This window comes from Desulfovibrio sp. SGI.169, assembly GCF_050313595.1.
Taxonomy (GTDB): domain Bacteria; phylum Desulfobacterota; class Desulfovibrionia; order Desulfovibrionales; family Desulfovibrionaceae; genus Desulfovibrio.
Window position 1 is genome coordinate 116665 of sequence record NZ_JBNPLS010000006.1, and the last position, 16162, is coordinate 132826.

The window sequence follows — 16162 nt, forward strand, 5'->3', positions numbered from 1 at the left end:
CGGGGGTCAGGCCAGGGGCGCGAGGCGCTCCAGACCGGCGTTTACAGGCAGACCACACATCAGGTTGGCGTTGGCCAGGGCCTGCCCCGAAGCGCCGCGGCAGAGATTGTCGATGGCCGCGAGAATGGTGAGCCGCCTGGTGCGGGGATCTACCACCACGCCGATGTCGCAAAACATGCTGCCGCGCACATAGCGTGTTTCGGGCAGAGCGCCCTTGGGCAGCACGCGAACCCAGGGGCTGTGCTCCCAGGTGCGGCGGAAGGTTTCATGCACGCTGTCCAGAGTGGCGGCGGGGTCTCTGAGTTTTGTGTAAATGGTGGAGAGAATGCCCCGGTTCATGGGCAGCAGATGCGTATTGAACGAGAGGCGCACCTCATGCCCGGCCAGCAGGGAAATTTCCTGCTCGATTTCCGGGGTATGGCGGTGGCGGGGCAGGCCGTAGGCGCGGAAATTGTCCGACACCTCACAGAACAGCGTGGGCACGGCGGCCTTGCGGCCCGCGCCGGTGGCGCCGGACTTGGCGTCCACCACGATGTCGTCCGGCTCAATCAGCCCGTTTTTGAGGGCAGCGTACAGGCCCAGGATCACCGAGGTGGGATAGCATCCGGGGTTGGCCGTGAGGCTGGTCTGGGCGATATCCGCGGCGTACAGTTCCGGCAGGCCGTAGACGGCCCAGCGCAGCAGATCCCTGCGCTGATGCTCGTGCCTGTACCAGCGCTCATAGGTTGCGGCGTCATGAATGCGGAAGTCCGCCGAGAGGTCCACCACCTTGACCCCGGCGTCCAGCAGCGGACCGGCCATGTTCATGGCCGTGCCGGCGGGCACAGCCAGAAAGACCAGGTCGCAGTGCTGGGCGGCTTCTCTGGGCTCGAAAACGCTGATGACCACATCCGAGCCCGGCATATGCTCCAGAAAAGGATAAAATTCGCCCAGGCGCTTACCCGCCTCGGCTCTGGAACAGGCCATGTTCAGGCGCATGGCGGGGTGCCCGGCCAGCAGCCGCGCCAGCTCCATGCCCGCATAGCCGGTAATGCCCACCAGGCCCACATTGATCGTTTTCATGCCGCATGTCCTTTCTAGAGCATAATGAGTTGAAATATTCCGCCCGGTGAAGCTCCAGGCAAAGCCGCGCCGCAATGCCGCGCGACGCAAAGACCCGGCAAGGCTCAGGACGCCGCCGTCTCCCTGTCGCCGTCCGGGCCGCATTTGATCACATACTTCATGCGCAGCTCATACAGAACGCCTTCCAGCAGGCGTCGTTCCCGCTCTTCAAGGCAACGATCCGTCTTCTGGCGGAGCATTTCCAGCACATCAATATTATGCCGGGCCAGCAGAAGATCCCGCTCCACCCGACCGGTTTCTGGGTTGGGCACTTCGCCCAGCTGCACCAGGGCCGAAGAGGCCAGGGAAAGAATAAAGGTGGAAAAGGTCACCTCAGGCATGGGACCGCCCTTGGAGCCATGGCAGCCGCAAGCATCACTCATAACAACCTCATGCTGATAGACGGTTCTGGGGCCATAATTCGTCATCCGCTCCCGTATCCCCATACATAAGGCCTTTCCGACGCCGGGCAAGGGCGGGGCGCCATGAAAGCATGACCTAGCCGCGCACCAGAACCTGAGGCGGAACCTCGCCCGGCTTGCCGGCGAGCGCCGCGCGGTAGGCGGCCATGCCCTGTTCCAGATAGCCGCGCGCGCCGGAAAAGCCGCCCGCTTCCGTCAGGCCGCGTTCCAGGGCGTACAGACCGGCCAGCGCGTCGGACCAGTCCACCCAGCCCATATGGCCGATGCGCACAATGCGCCCCTTGAGCTGATCCTGGCCGCCGGCCATGCATACGCCGTGCCTGTCCTGCGCCAGACGCAGCACCGCGGCGCCGTCCACGCCCTCGGGCAAGAGCACGCTGGTGATGCCCCAGGCGAAATGCCGGGGGGCAAAGAGATCCAGCCCCAGCGCCGATACGCCCGCGCGGGTCAGCATGGTCAGGGCCCACTGCTTGGCGTACAGGGCTTCCAGGCCGTTTTCCAGCAGCATGTCCAGGCTTTCGTCCAGCCCCAGAATCAGATTCACCGGCGAGGTGAACAGGGTCTGCCCCTTGAGCGCCTGCTCACGCTCCTTGAGCAGGTTGAAATAGAAGCAGCCGGGCGTCACGCTTTCGGCTTTTTTCCAGGCCCGCGCCGAAAGGGCCAGCAGCGCCAGGCCGGGCGGCAGCATCAGGCCCTTTTGAGAACCGGTGAGCAGGCAGTCCAGCCCCCACTGATCCAGCGGGCAGGGTGAAAGGCCCACGGCGGAAATGCCGTCCACCACCAGCAAAACATCGCGCTGGCGGGTGATTTGGGCTACTTCGCGCACCGGGTGCAGCACGCCGGTGGAGGTTTCGGAAAGCTGAATCAGCACGCCCGTGATGGACGGGTCGGCCTTGAGGGCCGCCTCCACCTGTTCCGGCGCCACGGCCTGCCCCCAGGGCACGTTCAGGCTTGTGGTCTCCAGGCCGCGCGAGGCGGCGATGGCGCGCCAGCGCTGGCCGAATTTGCCCGCTTCCACCACCAGCACCCTTTCTCCGGGGTTGAACAGGCCGTACACGGCGGCGGTCATGGCGCCCGTGCCGGAGCAGGAGAGCGGCAGCACCGTCTCCCGCGTGCCGAAAAGAACGCGCAGCTTTTCCTGCACCCGGCCCATGACCGCTTTGAATTCGCTTTTGCGATGATGGATCATGTCCCTGGCCAGAATCAGGCGCACGCGTTCCGGCAGGGGCGTGGGGCCGGGAGTGAGCAGGCGTACTTTATTAAGCATGGGGATACTCCGTGATGTTTAACCCACCTGGGTGATAAAACATTTGAGGTAGGCGGTTTCGGGCATGGCGGCATGCGCCGGGTGATCCGGCCCCTGACCGCCCGCGAAAAGCAGGCGGGCGTGCAGCCCGCGCCGGGCCGCCGCCTGGGCCACACAGGCGCGCAGGGCCTCGGCCGGAAGATGGTGCGAGCAGGATGAGCTTGCCAGCACGCCGCCCGGCGTCAGCAGGCGCATGGCCAGAGCGTTGATCTTGCGATAGGCCGCTAGGCCCTGCGCCGCGTCTTTGCGGCGTTTGATGAAGGCGGGCGGGTCCAGACTGATCAGGGAGAAACGGCGTCCCTCTTCGTACAGCTCATTGAGCTGGCGGAAGGCGTCGCCGCAGATGGTTTCCACCGCGGCGCTGTCCGCCAGGGCGGGAACATTGGCCGCTGCGTTTTCGCGCGCCAGGGCCAGCGCCTGGGGCGAGGCGTCCAGAAAAGTCACGGACTTCGCCCCGGCCGCAGCGGCCGTCACGCCAAAGCCGCCCGCGTAGCAGAAGATGTCCAGCACATCCGCGTCGCGGGCGTAACGCGCCAGTTCCCGCCGGTTGAGCCGCTGATCGTAAAACCAGCCGGTTTTCTGGCCCGTGGCGCAGGGCGCAAAAAAGCGGCAGCCGTTTTCCGGCACCTCCAGTCGCTGCGGCAGTTGGCCCAGGCTTTGATTCTCGCGGGAAAGCCCTTCCAGGCCGCGCATGGCAAGGTCGTTGTCAAAAAGCAGGGAGGCGGGCGCGAGCAGCTCATGCAGGCATTGGGCGACAAGTTCCTTGCGGCTTTCCATGCCGGCGGTGCTGATTTGCAGGGTGCAGTGATCGCCGTAGCGGTCGATGACCAGGCCGGGCAGAAAATCGCCCTCGCCGTGGCAGAGGCGATACCAGGGGGCGGGGAAGAGCCGCCGGCGCAGGTCCAGAGCCTGACTCAGGCGCTGGCGCAGCAGGGCCGCGTCCAGAGGCGCGTCGGGCTGACGCGCGTGCAGCCGCGCGCAGATCAGCGAGGCGGGGTTCAGGCAGACGCTGCCCAGAGCCGCGCCGCGCGCGTCGCAGAGCGTGGCCTCCTCGCCGGGCGCGAAATCCGTGAGCGGGCTTTTTTGCGTATCCACCTCATTGCTGAACACCCAGAGGTGCCCGGCGCGGAGGCGGCGGTCTTCATTTTTTTTGAGCCAGAGTTTGCGCATAGATCGTCCCGGAAGTCGTGTATCCTGCTGCTCTTTGCCCAAAAAGCGCGGATTTATCCTGACAATAAGATATTCGCCACAACAGGCATAGCCATATAGAGTATTATAGTCAAACGCCAGCGGGAAATACGCCTGCGCGCGACGGGAGGCCTCCCGGGGCGGATAAAAGTTTACGGAGCGGGCCGCCGACCGAATCGGCAATCCAACGACGCACGCGTCGGAGCCGGCCTGGCGCGGACGAAAGCAAACCAGGGCAGGGCATGATTTTGTTTTTTGGCCGGTCAGGGTACAGCATGACACTGCATTTTTCTGCCGGGCGGCCTTTGTATGCGAGGGGAATCGAGTTCACGAATTTCTGAAAAAGGCTCTTGCCTGGCTGAGAGCCCCTGAAAAGGTTGTCTGGCTATTCATGGCGATGAAAAAGGTACGCATATCGTTCAAGAATTTCTGGGGCAAAAATTCAACAGCGCGTGAAGCTTTTCCGTTGATTTGACAGCTTCGCAGATTGCGGAATTGTCCGGCGTTAGCCAACGCGCCGTCCCGGTCGACTTACCGGGAGAAAATTGCCCGTTACTGCAAGGCGGCGTCTCCCGTCAAAAGGGAAGCCGGAGTTGATGAAAGCTGTTTCGGCGCTCGCCGGATCAGGGGCGTCAGAAGTTGTGGAACACACGGAAAAGCCATGTTTTCGACCTGTTCAAACGCAATTAAAGTCTATGCGGAATCTTCCTGATTGCTCCAGGGTCTCTCTCCAGGGCATCATACGTGGCCGTGCAGGCCTTGAAAGTGTCATTCATTCTGATGGCTGGCGCGGCATGTCGCTTTCTACCCGCCCGTGTCGCGGTTCTGTCAGCTTCATGCGGGCAATTCAGTATCAGCGCTCCTAGCCGGCGGCCCGCTTGAGCCCGTCCCTGGCTGCGGGAAAGTCGGGCCGCAGCTGAAGCGCCAGTTGAAAAAAATGGGCCGCCCGTTCCCGGTCTTTGGACTGAAGGAAGACCGCGCCGAAATTGTACGCAATATTGGGGCTGGCGCCGGGAATCTCTGGATTAAGATCCACGGCTTTGAGCAGATTGGCTTTGGCCTGCAAAAAATCGCCGCCTTCGGCGAAGGCCATGCCTATGTTGTAGTAAAGATTTTCATCATCGGGCGCGATCCTGATGGCCCGCTTGTATTCAATGATGGCGTCTTTCCAGCGGCCCTGCTTGCGCAGGTTAATGCCCAGCTGGTTGAAGGTTATGAGGTCCTCCCTTGAGAGATACTTGCTCTTGACATCCAGGCTGTTGCGCAAAAACTTTTCAGCCTTGACCGGGTCCTTGTCGGCATAGATGGCCGCGATACGGCCGGAAAGGACGCTGATGCCGTCCATGGCCTCCTTGGTGATCTGGGCCATGGCCTTGTCAAAAAATTCCTCGGCTTTTTCCGCTTCGCCCATGGCCAGGTGGAGTTCCCCCAGACTCACCTTGCGGTTGAAGTTGAGCGGCGAGATGGCGTCAAGTTTTTGCAGGCAGCGCAGTTGTGATTGCTGGTCGCCCAGCTCCTCGTACATTTCGGCCAGATGTTGCAACGGCGCGAGGTAGAGATCGGCTGACTTGGCCGCCGTTTCATAAGCGATGCGCGCCTTTTCATAGTCATGCATGGCGCGTTGCGCGTCGCCTATGACCAGATAGGCCGCCGCGCTGCCGGGTTTGAGCGTCAGAATTTTCTGGCAGGCGGCCAGCGCTTCGTCATATTTTCCCTCGGCCAGAAGGGACTTGGCCAGGTCAATGGCCTGGCCGAGCCTGCTCTGCGCCTTGAGCGTGAAGGCCATTTTCTCGATCAGCGTATTGACGGACACCGGCTTGGAGATGAAGTTGTCCGCGCCTGCCTCGTGCAGCAGCATGAGCCGGTCGCGCTGCACGTCGGTGGTCAGAATGATGATTCGCAGCCTGGTGTACGACTGCTTGATCTGGTTGACCAGAAAGCTGAGATCCTGGCCGTCCATAATCCGCTCCAGAAAGAGAATCGGCGCCGGGTGCCGGGGCGTCACTTCACGCAACACGCGCAAGAGCTGGCGCGAGTCGGACAGAACCGTGAGCGTATCCGGCGAGGTGAGGCCCAGTTCTTTGGCCAGCGTCAGGCGCAGCTGGGTGGAAAATGCCTGGTCGTCGCTGAGCGCGATGATGTGCCCCTCCTCCTTGCGCATATAGTTGATGATCGTATTCGCATAAGTGTTCTGTCTGGCCTTGAGCGCCGGATCCATAGGCATATGCCGCTCCTGCTGCGATGGTTGCCGAGGATTGTCGCAACCTGTGAAAGCGCCTCCGGGGTTCCGCCGGGGAAAGCCGGCTGAACAGGCGGGCCGCGATAAAGACAAACCATATTTTTTACCGTTCACAGGTAGTCGCCGCCCCTCGCCTTGTCAAGCGCCGCGCCGTTGTGCCGGGGATTCGGCATCCGGATTCCGCCCTCATTAAAAAAGCGCGCCTTGTTGTTCATCCGCCGGCGTGAAAGAAAAATTTTCCGCAGTCCGAAGCGAATGTCGGCGGCTGTCGCCGCGGGAATACCGAAAAATTTTTCAAAAAAACTTGACGCCAGACCGCCTTTTGGCTATAACCAACACGCTTCGGCGGATTATTGTCCGATGGAGCATCCCTGGACGGCAGGGAAGGACAGGTCGAGCCTGTCCTGCTGCGCCCGCAAGCGACCGGATGCCGCTACGGCTCCTTTGCGCAACGGGCTTTGACATTCGCAGGCGTTGCCAAATGCCGGAAAATGTCGAGCCGTTCCAGCCCGATGACGGATCCCACATGGGCCAGAGGCCATGTGACCCGGGGCTGTAAGGTGTTGGGGAGCAATCCCTTTTTTGGTGACCCTGCGGGACCGCCGCGCCGCCGTTTCATCGGCGGCCAGGCTTGGGCTGCGCCGGGGAGCGTCACGCGGATGATGCCGGTTCGCCCAGGCGTCCGACATCTTCCGAATTCCTGTTATCAGGTGTGATGCGCGCGTTTCGCGCAGCCCCTTATGTCGCCTTGTTCCGTCCGTCACCAGGGTGTGGTGGCCTTCGGGTCGTGCTTCATGGCCCGCGTATGCTGTGAAGGAACCCGCGCCGCGCCATGCGGCCGCGCGGGGTGTTTTTGCAAACGGAGTAGGCACAATGACAACTGTTAGCAGCGATCGCATTCGGATCAAGCTCAAAGCCTACGATTACCGCATTCTGGACAAGGCCGTTGCGGAAATCGTGGATACGGCGCGCAATACCGGTGCCGGTGTGGCGGGGCCCATTCCCCTGCCCACCAACATTCACAAGTACACCGTTCAGCGTTCCGTGCATGTGGACAAAAAGTCCCGTGAGCAGTTTGAAATGCGCATCCACAAGCGGCTTATGGATATCCTGGAACCCACGCAGCAGACCGTCGACGCGCTGGGCAAGCTCTCCTTGCCCGCCGGTGTGGACGTGGAAATCAAGCTCTAGCGAGAGGCAGTCATGGCTGAGAAATTGGGAATTTTGGGTCGCAAGCTTGGTATGACCCGCATCTTCGCCGGTGACGGCGCCGCCGTGGCCGTGACGGTCATCGAGGCCGGGCCCTGCCCTGTCACCCAGGTCAAGACCGTGGAAAAGGACGGCTACAACGCCCTGCAGATCGCGCTGACCGAAGCCAAGGAAAAGCATGTGGGCAAAGCCATGCGCGGCCACTTCGCCAAGGCCGGCGTCGGGCTTTTTCGCCATACGCGTGAAATCCGGCTTTCGGGCGCGCCCGAGCAGCAGCCCGGCCAGCGGCTCACCGTGGACATCTTCTCCGCCGGCGAGGTGGTCAAGGTGACGGGCAAGAGCGTGGGCAAGGGGTATCAGGGCCGCATGCGCCGCTGGAATTTCGCCGGCTCCAAAGATTCGCACGGCTGCGAAAAGGTGCACCGCAACAATGGTTCGGTAGGCAACAACACCTTCCCCGGCCACGTCTTCAAGGGGCGCAAGATGGCGGGCCATTGGGGCAATGAAACCGTGACGGAAATGGGCCTTCTGATCGTGGACGTGCGTCCCGAGGACAACGTCATTCTGGTCAAAGGTTCCGTGCCCGGCCCCAAGAACGGGCTGGTGCTGATCCGCAAGCAGTAGGGGAAGCGACATGGCTACCGTGAAAGTATATGACCAGAACAAGCAGGAAAGCGGCGAAGTGACGCTGGCTTCCGATGTGTTCGAAATCGAGGTGAGGCCCGAAATCCTCAACCTCGTGGTGCGCGCCCAGATGGCGGCCAAACGCGCGGGCACGCACAGTGCCAAAACGCGCGCGTTCGTCTCCGGCGGCGGCGTCAAGCCCTGGAAGCAGAAGGGTACCGGTCGGGCCCGCTCCGGCTCCAACCGCTCGCCCGTGTGGCGCGGCGGCGCCATCATCTTCGGGCCCAGCCCGCGCGATTACGGCTTCAAGGTCAACAGCAAGGTGCGCGCCCTGGCTCTCAAGATGGCTCTGTCGAGCCGTCTGGCTGGCGAAAACCTGCTGGTGGTCAAGGGCATTGAGCTGCCCGAAGCCAAAACCAGGCACTTCGCCAAGGTGGCCGGGGCTCTCGGCCTCAGCAAGGCCCTCATCGTGGCCCCTGAGGAGAATGAAACCCTGAGCCGTTCGGCCCGCAACATCCCCGGCCTGACCCTGACCACGCCCGACCGTCTGAGCGTGCTGGAAGTGCTCAGGCACAAGCAGCTTGTGCTTCTGGAAGGGGCCGTGGAACCCGTTCAGGCGCGTTTTGCCGGAAAAAAGGGGGCCTAAGATGGAATCAACCTATGTTTTGCTCAAGCCCCTGCTGACGGAAAAGACGACCATGCTCAAGGATGAGGCGCAGCAGGTTGCTTTTTATGTCCATCCCAGGGCCAACAAGATTGAGATCAAGCAGGCGGTGGAAAAGGCTTTTGACGTGAAAGTGGAAGCGGTCAACGTGGTGCGTCGCGCCCCCTCCGTGAGGGAGCGTCAGGGTCGCGTGGTGGGCCGCAAGCCCGGCTGGAAGAAAGCGTATGTAACGCTGCGCCAGGGCGATAAAATCGAGTTCTTCGAGGGAGTGTAATCATGGCTGTCCGCAAGCTGAAACCGACCTCCGCGGGGCGTCGTTTCCAGACGGTTTCCGACTTTGAGGAAATCACCCGGACGCGCCCTGAGAAGTCGCTCACCGAAGGCCTGCCCAAGAAGGCCGGTCGCAACAACCGGGGCCGCGTCACCAGCCGCCGTCGCGGCGGCGGCGTCAAGCGTCTTTACCGCATCATTGACTTCAAGCGGAACAAGACCGGCATCGAAGCCACTGTGGCGCACATTGAGTATGATCCCAATCGCACGGCCCGCATTGCGCTGCTGCATTATGCGGATGGCGAAAAGCGCTACATCCTCGCGCCCGTGGGGCTGAAGCAGGGCGATGTGGTGATGAGCGGCGTCAACTCGCGCAACGGCGAAAGCGCCGACATCAAGCCCGGCAACGCCCTGGAAATGGCTCGCATTCCCGTGGGCACGGTGATCCACAATGTGGAGCTTTACCCCGGCAAGGGCGGTCAGTTGTGCCGCGCCGCCGGCGCCTATGCCCAGCTTGTGGCCAAGGAAGGCAAATACGCTCTGCTGCGACTGCCCTCCGGCGAGGTGCGCAAGGTGCTGGCCTCCTGCGTGGCCACGGTGGGTCAGGTGGGCAATATTCACCATGAAAATATCTCGCTGGGCAAAGCCGGTCGCAACCGCTGGCTGGGGCGTCGCCCCCAGGTGCGCGGCGTGGCCATGAACCCCATCGACCACCCGCTGGGCGGCGGTGAAGGCAGAAGCTCCGGCGGTCGTCATCCTGTGTCGCCGTGGGGTATGCCCGCCAAGGGGTACAAGACCCGCGACAAGAAGAAAGCCTCTTCCCGGCTGATCATCAAACGCCGCGGCCAGAAGTAGGAGTAGCTCATGCCGAGATCATTGAAAAAAGGGCCGTTCGTGGACGGTCATTTGATGAAAAAGGTCGACAACGCGGTGGCCAACGGCGACCGCCGCGTGCTCAAGACCTGGTCGCGCCGCTCGACCATCCTGCCGGAAATGGTGGGGCTGACCTTTGCGGTGCATAATGGCAAGAAGTTCGTGCCGGTGTTCGTCACCGAAAACATGGTGGGTCACAAGCTGGGCGAATTTTCGCCCACCCGCACCTTCCACGGGCACGCCGCCGACAAAAAGGCCAAGGCCGGCAAGAAGTAGGGTAACAGTATGGAATCGAAAGCAATCGCGAAATTCCAGCGCGTTTCGCCGCGCAAGACCCGGCTTGTGGCCAAGAATGTGCAGGGCCTTGGGGTTGAGGAGGCCATGAATCTTCTGCGCTTTACCCCCAACAAACCCGCGGGCGTGCTCTTTGGCGTGCTCAAAAGCGCGCTGGCCAATGCCTCGCAGCTGGGCGGCGTGGACGTGGACGCCATGGTGGTGAAGGAAATCGTGGTCAACGAAGGTCCTGCCTGGAAGCGCTTCATGCCCCGCGCTCAGGGCCGGGCCAGCAAAATTCACAAGCGCACCAGCCACATCACCGTCATACTCGCAGAAGGGCAGGAATAGGCTATGGGTCAGAAAGTACATCCGTTCGGCTTCCGGCTTGGGTACAACAAGAACTGGCAGTCCCGCTGGTTCAGCAAGAAGGAATACCCCGCCTTTGTCTACGAGGACAGCAAAATCCGCGCGTTCGTCAAGAAGCTCCTCTATCATGCGGGGCTTGCCAAAATTGAAATCGAGCGCGCCGGCGGCAAAGTGCGCCTGATTCTCTCCACGGCCCGGCCTGGCATCGTTATTGGCCGCAAAGGCGTGGAAATTGAAAAACTGCGGGGGGATCTGCGTCAGAAGTTCGGGCGCGAATTTTCCCTGGAAGTGAATGAAATCCGCCGCCCTGAAGTGGACGCCCAGCTCGTGGCCGAGAACATCGCCCAGCAGTTGGAGCGCCGCGTGGCCTTCCGCCGCGCCATGAAGCGCACCGTGTCCATGGCCCGCAAGTTCGGCGGCGAAGGCATCAAGGTGACCTGCGCCGGCCGTCTGGCCGGGGCCGAAATCGCCCGTACCGAATGGTATCGCGATGGCCGCGTGCCCTTGCAGACCCTGCGCGCCGATATTGAGTACGGCTTTGCCGAGGCGCGCACCACCTATGGCATCATCGGTGTCAAGGTGTGGATATACAAGGGTGAAATCCTTGACAAAGAGGTTGAACAATAATGCTTGCGCCCAAGAAAGTTAAATTCCGCAAATGGCAGAAGGGCCGTCTGCGCGGTCTGGCCACGCGCGGCGCCTCCATTGCCTTTGGCGACATCGGCCTGAAGGCCGTGCAGCACGGACATCTGTCCAGCCAGCAGATTGAGGCCGCCCGTATTGCCATGATGCGTCATATCAAACGCGGCGGTAAGGTCTGGATTCGCGTTTTCCCGGATCGTCCGGTTACCGCCAAGCCTCTGGAAACCCGTCAGGGTTCCGGCAAGGGCTCTCCGGTGGGCTGGTGCGCTCCGGTCAAACCCGGTCGTGTGCTGTATGAAATCAAGGGCGTCAGCCTTGAACTGGCCCGCGAGGCGCTGACCCGCGCCGCGCACAAGCTGCCTGTCAAGACCGTGATCGTGGTGAGGGAGGGCTTCTGATGGCTGCCAAGAAAAAAAGCGACAAGGTCGCCCGTGACGCCGCCAAAGCCCTGCGCGAAATGAGCGCGGAAGAGCTGCGCGGCAAGCTGGCCGAACAGCGGCAGGAACTGATGAACGCCCGCTTCAAGCACGCTGCGGCGCAGCTTGAGAAGACTTCCGAGCTGAAAGCCATACGGAAGCAGGTGGCGCGCATCGAGACCGTGTTGAACGAAAAGGAACAGAGGGCCTGAAAATGCAAGCTCTGGAAGAACGCAAGGGCAGAACGCTGACCGGCATTGTGGTGAGCGACAAGAACGACAAAACCATTGTCGTGCGCGTTGAAACCCTGGTCAAGCATCCTCTGCTCAAAAAGTATGTGAGGCGCCGCAAGAAGTTCACGGCTCATGATCCCATGAACGAATGCGGTATGGGCGACAAGGTCAAAATTGTGGAGTTCCGCCCCATGTCGCGCAACAAGCGCTGGCATCTGGTCTCCATCATTGAAAAAGCCGTGTAGGGTAGCGCCATGATCCAGGTAGAATCGACGCTTCAGGTAGCCGACAATTCCGGCGCCAAAAAGGTGGCCTGCATCAAGGTGCTGGGCGGTTCGCATCGCCGTTACGCCTCGGTGGGCGACATCATCATGGTTTCCGTCAAGGAGGCCATGCCTCACAGCAAGGTGAAAAAGGGCGACGTGATGAAAGCCGTTATCGTGCGCACCGCCAAGGAAGTGCGGCGCATGGACGGCAGCTACATCAAGTTTGACGGCAACGCCGCCGTGCTGCTCTCCAACCAGGGCGAACCGGTGGGCACGCGCATCTTCGGCCCCGTGGCCCGTGAGTTGCGCGCCCAGAACTTCATGAAAATTATTTCCCTTGCCCCGGAAGTGCTTTAGGAGATCGTCATGAAAACGTATCGCATCCGCAAGGACGACAAGGTGATGGTGATCACCGGCAAGGACGCGGGCAAGATCGGCAAGGTGCTCAAGATCCTGCGCAAGAAGGATCGCGTGCTGGTGGAAAAGACCAATATGGCCAAGCGCCACTTGCGTCCCAACCCTTATGCCCAGCAGCCCGGCGGCATCGTGGAAAAGGAAATGCCCATCCATGTCTCCAACGTCATGGTGGTCTGCTCGGCGTGCGGCAAAGCCACCAAGGTGGGCTACAGGTACATCGAGTCCGAAGGCAAGCAAAAGAAAGTTCGCTTCTGCAAAAAGTGCAACGAAGTCATGGAATAAGGTGATACGATGACACGCCTTGAAAAGATATATAGAGAGAAGGTGGTTCCGGTATTGCAGAAGGAGTTCAATTATACCTCCTCCATGCAGCTGCCCGGAATTGAAAAAATCTCTCTGAACATCGGCCTTGGCGCCGCCACCCAGAACAACAAGATCATGGAAGAAGCGGTGGCGGAACTGTCCGCCATCGCCGGTCAGAAAGCTGTGGTGACCCGCGCCAAGAAATCCATTGCCGCTTTCAAGCTGCGCGAAGGCATGCCCATCGGCGCCCGCGTGACCCTGCGCAAGGATCGCATGTGGGACTTCCTGGACAAGCTCATGAACTTTGCCCTGCCCAGGGTGCGCGACTTTCGCGGCATCCCCGACCGCGGTTTTGACGGTCGCGGCAATTTCACCCTGGGCATCAAGGAACACACCATCTTCCCTGAACTGGAAATAGATCGTGTGGAAAACCCCAAGGGCATGAACATCACCATTGTCACTTCGGCGGCCACGGACAAGGAAGGCAAGTTCCTTCTGGATCAGCTGGGCATGCCGTTCCGTAAATAGGAGTTTGCCGTATGTCCCGTACTTCGCTGGAAGTGAAGGCCAAACGTAAGCCCAGGTTCAGCGCGCGCGCGTATAACCGCTGCCCGCTCTGCGGGCGTTCCCGCGCCTTTTTGCGTCAGTTCGGCATTTGCCGTATCTGCTTCCGCAACATGGCCCTGCGCGGTGAGCTGCCCGGCGTGCGCAAATCAAGCTGGTAACGTATTTCCGGGCGCTGGCGCGCCCGGGCGGCGCGGTTTTCACGCGCCTGCGGGAAGTGGCGGCATGGGGCCGTCAACCCCGCGTCCAACCTCTCAGGAGCTTTCGATGTTGACAGATCCCATTGCGGATATGCTGACCCGCATCCGCAACGCGCATTTGGCCCTGCACAAGGAAGTGAATGTGCCGCGCTCGAAGATGAAGGAATCGTTAGCCGCCATCCTCAAGCAGGAAGGTTACGTCGAAGACGTGGCCGTGGCCGACAAAACCATCACCATTACCCTCAAGTACCAGAAGGGCAAGCCCGTCATTTCGGGCCTGAAGCGCGTGAGCACCCCCGGTCGCCGGGTGTATGTGAACTCGCGTCAGATCCCCAAGGTGCAGAACGGCCTCGGCATTTGCATTCTGTCCACGTCCAGCGGCGTGCTGGACGGCATGACCGCCCATGAAAAGAAAGTGGGTGGTGAACTTCTGTGTGAAATCTGGTAGGCGGTGCGTTATGTCTCGCATAGGTAAACTGCCCATTCCCGTTCCCAATGGCGTTGAAGTCAAGATCGGAACGGATGTTGTGGAAGTGAAAGGCCCCAAGGGCTCGTTGAGCACGCCTGTCTGCTCTCTGCTCAAGTATGAGCTGGCCGACGGGCATGTGACATTGACCCGCCTCGAAGAAAGCCGTGAAAGCCGTTCGCAGCATGGTTTGCGCCGCACGCTGCTGGCCAACTGCATCGACGGCGTGACCAAGGGTTTTTCCAAGGCCCTGGAAGTTATCGGCGTGGGCTACCGCGTGGCCGTGAAGGGCAATATCATCGAGCTGGCCGTCGGCTATTCCCACCCCGTTGTGGTTGAGATGCCCGCCGGCATCAAGGCCTCTGTGGAAGGCCAGGTGTTGACCATCAGCGGTCTGGATAAGGAACTGGTGGGTGAAATGGCCGCCAGAATCCGCCGTATCCGCAAGCCCGAACCCTACAAGGGCAAGGGCATCAAGTATGTGACCGAGACCATCCGCCGCAAGGTGGGCAAGTCCGGCGGCAAGAAGTAGGGGCTGCGCCATGAGTTATAGCAAAAATGAATCCCGTCAGCGCCGCAAGATCCGCATCCGCAAAAAGGTCAACGGCACGGCTGAACGTCCGCGTCTTGTTGTTTACAGGTCCAACCTGCATATTTACGCCCAGATCGTGAACGATCTGGAAGGCGCGACTGTGGTGTCCGCCTCCACCCTGAGCCTGTCCAAAACCGAACCCGGCCTGCACTGCAACAAGAGCGGCGCCGAACGCGTGGGCAAAGAAATTGCCCGCTTGGCCAAGGAAAAGAATATCAGCAAAGTGGTATTCGATCGCAACGGGTATATTTATCACGGTCGTGTCAAAGCCGTAGCCGACGGCGCCCGCGAAGGCGGCCTGGAGTTCTAATATGCGTCAGGAAAGCTCGAACAATAGCGAAACCCAGCAGAACGAACTGGGCGAAATCGAAAAGATCGTCTCTCTCAACCGCGTGGCCAAGGTGGTCAAGGGCGGTCGTCGTTTCAGCTTCAGCGCCCTGGTGGTGGTGGGCGACGGCAAGGGCGGCGTGGGCTTCGGTCTGGGCAAGGCACAGGAAGTGCCCGAAGCGTTGCGCAAGGCCACCGAGCGCGCGCGCAAAAACCGCGTGCGGGTGCCTCTGGTCGAAGGAACGCTGCCGTACGAGGTGCTGGGCCGTTTCGGCGCCGGGCGCGTCATGCTCAAGCCCGCTTCCGAAGGTACCGGCATCATTGCCGGCGGCGCTGTGCGCGCCGTGATGGAAGCTGTGGGCGTGCGCGACGTGCTGGCCAAGGCCATCGGCACCAACAATCCGCACAACGTGCTTCGCGCCACCATACAGGGCCTTGTTTCCCTGCGCAGCGCCGAAGATGTTTCGGCCTTGCGCGGCAAGAAGCTGGAAGCTCCGAGGAAGTAGACATGACGGAAATCAAGGTCAAACTCATGCGTTCGCGCATCGGCGCCACGCCGGCCCAGCGCAGACTGCTGGACTCTCTTGGCCTCAAGCGTCGCGAGATGGTCAAGACGTTCAAGGACACCCCGGCCATCCGGGGCATCATCGCCAAAGTTTCGCATCTTGTGGCCGTCGTGGACTAGCGGCCGCGGGAGGAGTATACTATGCAACTGCACAATCTCTTTCCTTTTCCGGAAGAGCGCAAGACCCGCCGCAGGGTGGGCCGGGGCGGGGGTTCCGGGCTGGGCGGCACGTCCGGCAAGGGGCACAAGGGCCAGAATGCCCGTTCCGGCGGCGGCGTGCGCCCCGGTTTTGAGGGCGGCCAGATGCCTTTGCAGCGCCGGCTGCCCAAACACGGCTTCAAAAACGCGCCCTTCAAGGTGACGTATGATGTCATCAATCTGGATATGCTGGTTCAGGCTTTCGAGGGCAAGGACAGCATTACTCTGGATGACATCTATGCCCGTGGCCTGGCCCGGATGGGCGCGCCGGTGAAAATTCTTTCCCGTGGCGAACTGAAGGCCGCCCTCAAGGTGGAGGCTCACAAGTTCAGCCAGGCCGCGGCGGAAAAAATCCGCCAGGCCGGCGGCGAGGTTACCGAACTGCAGGCGGCCCCGGCGGCCGAATAGTCTTCGGTCGTTCCGGCGGCCGGAACG

26 protein-coding genes and 1 pseudogene are annotated in these 16162 nt (G+C 61.3%); 22 read left to right on the forward strand and 5 right to left on the reverse strand.

The window, feature by feature from the left end; all coding sequences use genetic code 11:
* Window positions 1–6: 6 nt before the first annotated feature.
* The 4 genes from argC to ACQRA4_RS05105 all read right to left on the reverse strand — a co-directional run bounded on the left by argC (window position 7) and on the right by ACQRA4_RS05105 (window position 3999).
* Window positions 7–1062: an N-acetyl-gamma-glutamyl-phosphate reductase gene (argC, locus tag ACQRA4_RS05090; protein WP_427822010.1), complete on the reverse strand. Its 1056-nt coding sequence runs from the start codon at window positions 1060–1062 to the stop codon at window positions 7–9.
* A 104-nt stretch (window positions 1063–1166) separates the two neighbouring features.
* Complete coding sequence (locus ACQRA4_RS05095; RefSeq protein WP_427822011.1) at window positions 1167–1484, reverse strand: DUF1844 domain-containing protein; 318 nt, start codon at window positions 1482–1484, stop codon at window positions 1167–1169.
* Window positions 1485–1599: 115 nt separating this feature from the next.
* Window positions 1600–2790, reverse strand: coding sequence for a pyridoxal-phosphate-dependent aminotransferase family protein (locus ACQRA4_RS05100; RefSeq protein ID WP_427822012.1), 1191 nt, complete (start codon window positions 2788–2790; stop codon window positions 1600–1602).
* Between the two features lie 18 nt (window positions 2791–2808).
* Complete coding sequence (locus tag ACQRA4_RS05105) at window positions 2809–3999, reverse strand: class I SAM-dependent rRNA methyltransferase (protein WP_427822013.1); 1191 nt, start codon at window positions 3997–3999, stop codon at window positions 2809–2811.
* A 443-nt stretch (window positions 4000–4442) separates the two neighbouring features.
* Between ACQRA4_RS05105 and ACQRA4_RS05110 the strand changes: the two are divergent.
* Window positions 4443–4811: pseudogene (locus ACQRA4_RS05110) on the forward strand (IS1595 family transposase); the annotation flags it as partial.
* Between the two features lie 68 nt (window positions 4812–4879).
* Here ACQRA4_RS05110 and ACQRA4_RS05115 read toward each other — a convergent pair.
* Window positions 4880–6241, reverse strand: a complete 1362-nt coding sequence (locus ACQRA4_RS05115; RefSeq protein ID WP_427822014.1) for a tetratricopeptide repeat protein — start codon at window positions 6239–6241, stop codon at window positions 4880–4882.
* A gap of 888 nt (window positions 6242–7129) precedes the next feature.
* Here ACQRA4_RS05115 and rpsJ point away from each other — a divergent pair.
* The 21 genes from rpsJ to rplO all read left to right on the forward strand — a co-directional run bounded on the left by rpsJ (window position 7130) and on the right by rplO (window position 16135).
* Window positions 7130–7447 (forward strand): 30S ribosomal protein S10, encoded by a 318-nt coding sequence (gene rpsJ, locus ACQRA4_RS05120; RefSeq protein WP_022658146.1) that lies wholly within the window; start codon window positions 7130–7132, stop codon window positions 7445–7447.
* Between the two features lie 12 nt (window positions 7448–7459).
* Window positions 7460–8089, forward strand: a complete 630-nt coding sequence (gene rplC, locus ACQRA4_RS05125; RefSeq protein WP_427822015.1) for a 50S ribosomal protein L3 — start codon at window positions 7460–7462, stop codon at window positions 8087–8089.
* Window positions 8090–8099: 10 nt separating this feature from the next.
* Window positions 8100–8735 (forward strand): 50S ribosomal protein L4, encoded by a 636-nt coding sequence (gene rplD, locus ACQRA4_RS05130; RefSeq protein WP_427822016.1) that lies wholly within the window; start codon window positions 8100–8102, stop codon window positions 8733–8735.
* Between the two features lies 1 nt (window position 8736).
* The gene (rplW, locus tag ACQRA4_RS05135; RefSeq protein WP_427822017.1) at window positions 8737–9027 is read left to right on the forward strand and encodes a 50S ribosomal protein L23; all 291 of its coding nucleotides are present in this window, start codon (window positions 8737–8739) and stop codon (window positions 9025–9027) included.
* A gap of 2 nt (window positions 9028–9029) precedes the next feature.
* Window positions 9030–9878 carry a 50S ribosomal protein L2 gene (rplB, locus tag ACQRA4_RS05140; RefSeq protein ID WP_427822018.1) on the forward strand — a complete coding sequence of 283 codons (849 nt, stop codon included), beginning with the start codon at window positions 9030–9032 and terminating at the stop codon, window positions 9876–9878.
* A gap of 9 nt (window positions 9879–9887) precedes the next feature.
* The gene (gene rpsS, locus ACQRA4_RS05145; protein ID WP_427822019.1) at window positions 9888–10172 is read left to right on the forward strand and encodes a 30S ribosomal protein S19; all 285 of its coding nucleotides are present in this window, start codon (window positions 9888–9890) and stop codon (window positions 10170–10172) included.
* Between the two features lie 9 nt (window positions 10173–10181).
* On the forward strand, window positions 10182–10520 hold the full coding sequence (gene rplV / locus ACQRA4_RS05150) for a 50S ribosomal protein L22 (protein ID WP_427822020.1): 339 nt from the start codon (window positions 10182–10184) through the stop codon (window positions 10518–10520).
* 3 nt (window positions 10521–10523) lie between these two features.
* Window positions 10524–11165, forward strand: coding sequence for a 30S ribosomal protein S3 (rpsC, locus tag ACQRA4_RS05155; RefSeq protein WP_427822021.1), 642 nt, complete (start codon window positions 10524–10526; stop codon window positions 11163–11165).
* Window positions 11165–11578, forward strand: a complete 414-nt coding sequence (gene rplP, locus ACQRA4_RS05160) for a 50S ribosomal protein L16 (protein WP_427822022.1) — start codon at window positions 11165–11167, stop codon at window positions 11576–11578. Before rpsC ends, rplP begins: the two co-directional genes overlap by 1 nt.
* Window positions 11578–11808 (forward strand): 50S ribosomal protein L29, encoded by a 231-nt coding sequence (gene rpmC, locus ACQRA4_RS05165; RefSeq protein WP_427822023.1) that lies wholly within the window; start codon window positions 11578–11580, stop codon window positions 11806–11808. Before rplP ends, rpmC begins: the two co-directional genes overlap by 1 nt.
* 2 nt (window positions 11809–11810) lie before the next feature.
* Complete coding sequence (gene rpsQ, locus ACQRA4_RS05170; protein WP_008685834.1) at window positions 11811–12074, forward strand: 30S ribosomal protein S17; 264 nt, start codon at window positions 11811–11813, stop codon at window positions 12072–12074.
* A gap of 9 nt (window positions 12075–12083) precedes the next feature.
* A complete protein-coding gene (rplN, locus tag ACQRA4_RS05175) occupies window positions 12084–12452 on the forward strand; it encodes a 50S ribosomal protein L14 (RefSeq protein ID WP_008685833.1) in 369 nt (122 codons plus the stop codon).
* Between the two features lie 9 nt (window positions 12453–12461).
* Window positions 12462–12794 (forward strand): 50S ribosomal protein L24, encoded by a 333-nt coding sequence (gene rplX, locus ACQRA4_RS05180; RefSeq protein ID WP_427822024.1) that lies wholly within the window; start codon window positions 12462–12464, stop codon window positions 12792–12794.
* Between the two features lie 9 nt (window positions 12795–12803).
* Window positions 12804–13343 (forward strand): 50S ribosomal protein L5, encoded by a 540-nt coding sequence (gene rplE, locus ACQRA4_RS05185; protein WP_427822025.1) that lies wholly within the window; start codon window positions 12804–12806, stop codon window positions 13341–13343.
* A gap of 11 nt (window positions 13344–13354) precedes the next feature.
* Window positions 13355–13540 (forward strand): type Z 30S ribosomal protein S14, encoded by a 186-nt coding sequence (locus ACQRA4_RS05190; protein ID WP_427822026.1) that lies wholly within the window; start codon window positions 13355–13357, stop codon window positions 13538–13540.
* Window positions 13541–13646: 106 nt separating this feature from the next.
* Window positions 13647–14027, forward strand: a complete 381-nt coding sequence (gene rpsH / locus ACQRA4_RS05195; protein ID WP_427822027.1) for a 30S ribosomal protein S8 — start codon at window positions 13647–13649, stop codon at window positions 14025–14027.
* 10 nt (window positions 14028–14037) lie between these two features.
* Window positions 14038–14577, forward strand: a complete 540-nt coding sequence (rplF, locus tag ACQRA4_RS05200) for a 50S ribosomal protein L6 (RefSeq protein WP_427822028.1) — start codon at window positions 14038–14040, stop codon at window positions 14575–14577.
* A 10-nt stretch (window positions 14578–14587) separates the two neighbouring features.
* Window positions 14588–14947, forward strand: a complete 360-nt coding sequence (gene rplR, locus ACQRA4_RS05205) for a 50S ribosomal protein L18 (RefSeq protein ID WP_427822029.1) — start codon at window positions 14588–14590, stop codon at window positions 14945–14947.
* Window position 14948: 1 nt separating this feature from the next.
* Window positions 14949–15470, forward strand: coding sequence for a 30S ribosomal protein S5 (gene rpsE / locus ACQRA4_RS05210; RefSeq protein ID WP_427822030.1), 522 nt, complete (start codon window positions 14949–14951; stop codon window positions 15468–15470).
* A 2-nt stretch (window positions 15471–15472) separates the two neighbouring features.
* Window positions 15473–15649 carry a 50S ribosomal protein L30 gene (gene rpmD / locus ACQRA4_RS05215; RefSeq protein WP_427822031.1) on the forward strand — a complete coding sequence of 59 codons (177 nt, stop codon included), beginning with the start codon at window positions 15473–15475 and terminating at the stop codon, window positions 15647–15649.
* A gap of 21 nt (window positions 15650–15670) precedes the next feature.
* On the forward strand, window positions 15671–16135 hold the full coding sequence (gene rplO / locus ACQRA4_RS05220; RefSeq protein ID WP_427822032.1) for a 50S ribosomal protein L15: 465 nt from the start codon (window positions 15671–15673) through the stop codon (window positions 16133–16135).
* Window positions 16136–16162: the final 27 nt, after the last annotated feature.

Bases quoted from the DNA above. Each gene is read 5' to 3' on its own strand.
- argC (WP_427822010.1), bottom strand. From the start codon at position 1,062: ATGAAAACGATCAATGTGGGCCTGGTGGGCATTACCGGCTATGCGGGC.
- ACQRA4_RS05095 (WP_427822011.1), bottom strand. From the start codon at position 1,484: ATGAGTGATGCTTGCGGCTGCCATGGCTCCAAGGGCGGTCCCATGCCT.
- ACQRA4_RS05100 (WP_427822012.1), bottom strand. From the start codon at position 2,790: ATGCTTAATAAAGTACGCCTGCTCACTCCCGGCCCCACGCCCCTGCCG.
- ACQRA4_RS05105 (WP_427822013.1), bottom strand. From the start codon at position 3,999: ATGCGCAAACTCTGGCTCAAAAAAAATGAAGACCGCCGCCTCCGCGCC.
- ACQRA4_RS05115 (WP_427822014.1), bottom strand. From the start codon at position 6,241: ATGCCTATGGATCCGGCGCTCAAGGCCAGACAGAACACTTATGCGAAT.
- rpsJ (WP_022658146.1), top strand. From the start codon at position 7,130: ATGACAACTGTTAGCAGCGATCGCATTCGGATCAAGCTCAAAGCCTAC.
- rplC (WP_427822015.1), top strand. From the start codon at position 7,460: ATGGCTGAGAAATTGGGAATTTTGGGTCGCAAGCTTGGTATGACCCGC.
- rplD (WP_427822016.1), top strand. From the start codon at position 8,100: ATGGCTACCGTGAAAGTATATGACCAGAACAAGCAGGAAAGCGGCGAA.
- rplW (WP_427822017.1), top strand. From the start codon at position 8,737: ATGGAATCAACCTATGTTTTGCTCAAGCCCCTGCTGACGGAAAAGACG.
- rplB (WP_427822018.1), top strand. From the start codon at position 9,030: ATGGCTGTCCGCAAGCTGAAACCGACCTCCGCGGGGCGTCGTTTCCAG.
- rpsS (WP_427822019.1), top strand. From the start codon at position 9,888: ATGCCGAGATCATTGAAAAAAGGGCCGTTCGTGGACGGTCATTTGATG.
- rplV (WP_427822020.1), top strand. From the start codon at position 10,182: ATGGAATCGAAAGCAATCGCGAAATTCCAGCGCGTTTCGCCGCGCAAG.
- rpsC (WP_427822021.1), top strand. From the start codon at position 10,524: ATGGGTCAGAAAGTACATCCGTTCGGCTTCCGGCTTGGGTACAACAAG.
- rplP (WP_427822022.1), top strand. From the start codon at position 11,165: ATGCTTGCGCCCAAGAAAGTTAAATTCCGCAAATGGCAGAAGGGCCGT.
- rpmC (WP_427822023.1), top strand. From the start codon at position 11,578: ATGGCTGCCAAGAAAAAAAGCGACAAGGTCGCCCGTGACGCCGCCAAA.
- rpsQ (WP_008685834.1), top strand. From the start codon at position 11,811: ATGCAAGCTCTGGAAGAACGCAAGGGCAGAACGCTGACCGGCATTGTG.
- rplN (WP_008685833.1), top strand. From the start codon at position 12,084: ATGATCCAGGTAGAATCGACGCTTCAGGTAGCCGACAATTCCGGCGCC.
- rplX (WP_427822024.1), top strand. From the start codon at position 12,462: ATGAAAACGTATCGCATCCGCAAGGACGACAAGGTGATGGTGATCACC.
- rplE (WP_427822025.1), top strand. From the start codon at position 12,804: ATGACACGCCTTGAAAAGATATATAGAGAGAAGGTGGTTCCGGTATTG.
- ACQRA4_RS05190 (WP_427822026.1), top strand. From the start codon at position 13,355: ATGTCCCGTACTTCGCTGGAAGTGAAGGCCAAACGTAAGCCCAGGTTC.
- rpsH (WP_427822027.1), top strand. From the start codon at position 13,647: ATGTTGACAGATCCCATTGCGGATATGCTGACCCGCATCCGCAACGCG.
- rplF (WP_427822028.1), top strand. From the start codon at position 14,038: ATGTCTCGCATAGGTAAACTGCCCATTCCCGTTCCCAATGGCGTTGAA.
- rplR (WP_427822029.1), top strand. From the start codon at position 14,588: ATGAGTTATAGCAAAAATGAATCCCGTCAGCGCCGCAAGATCCGCATC.
- rpsE (WP_427822030.1), top strand. From the start codon at position 14,949: ATGCGTCAGGAAAGCTCGAACAATAGCGAAACCCAGCAGAACGAACTG.
- rpmD (WP_427822031.1), top strand. From the start codon at position 15,473: ATGACGGAAATCAAGGTCAAACTCATGCGTTCGCGCATCGGCGCCACG.
- rplO (WP_427822032.1), top strand. From the start codon at position 15,671: ATGCAACTGCACAATCTCTTTCCTTTTCCGGAAGAGCGCAAGACCCGC.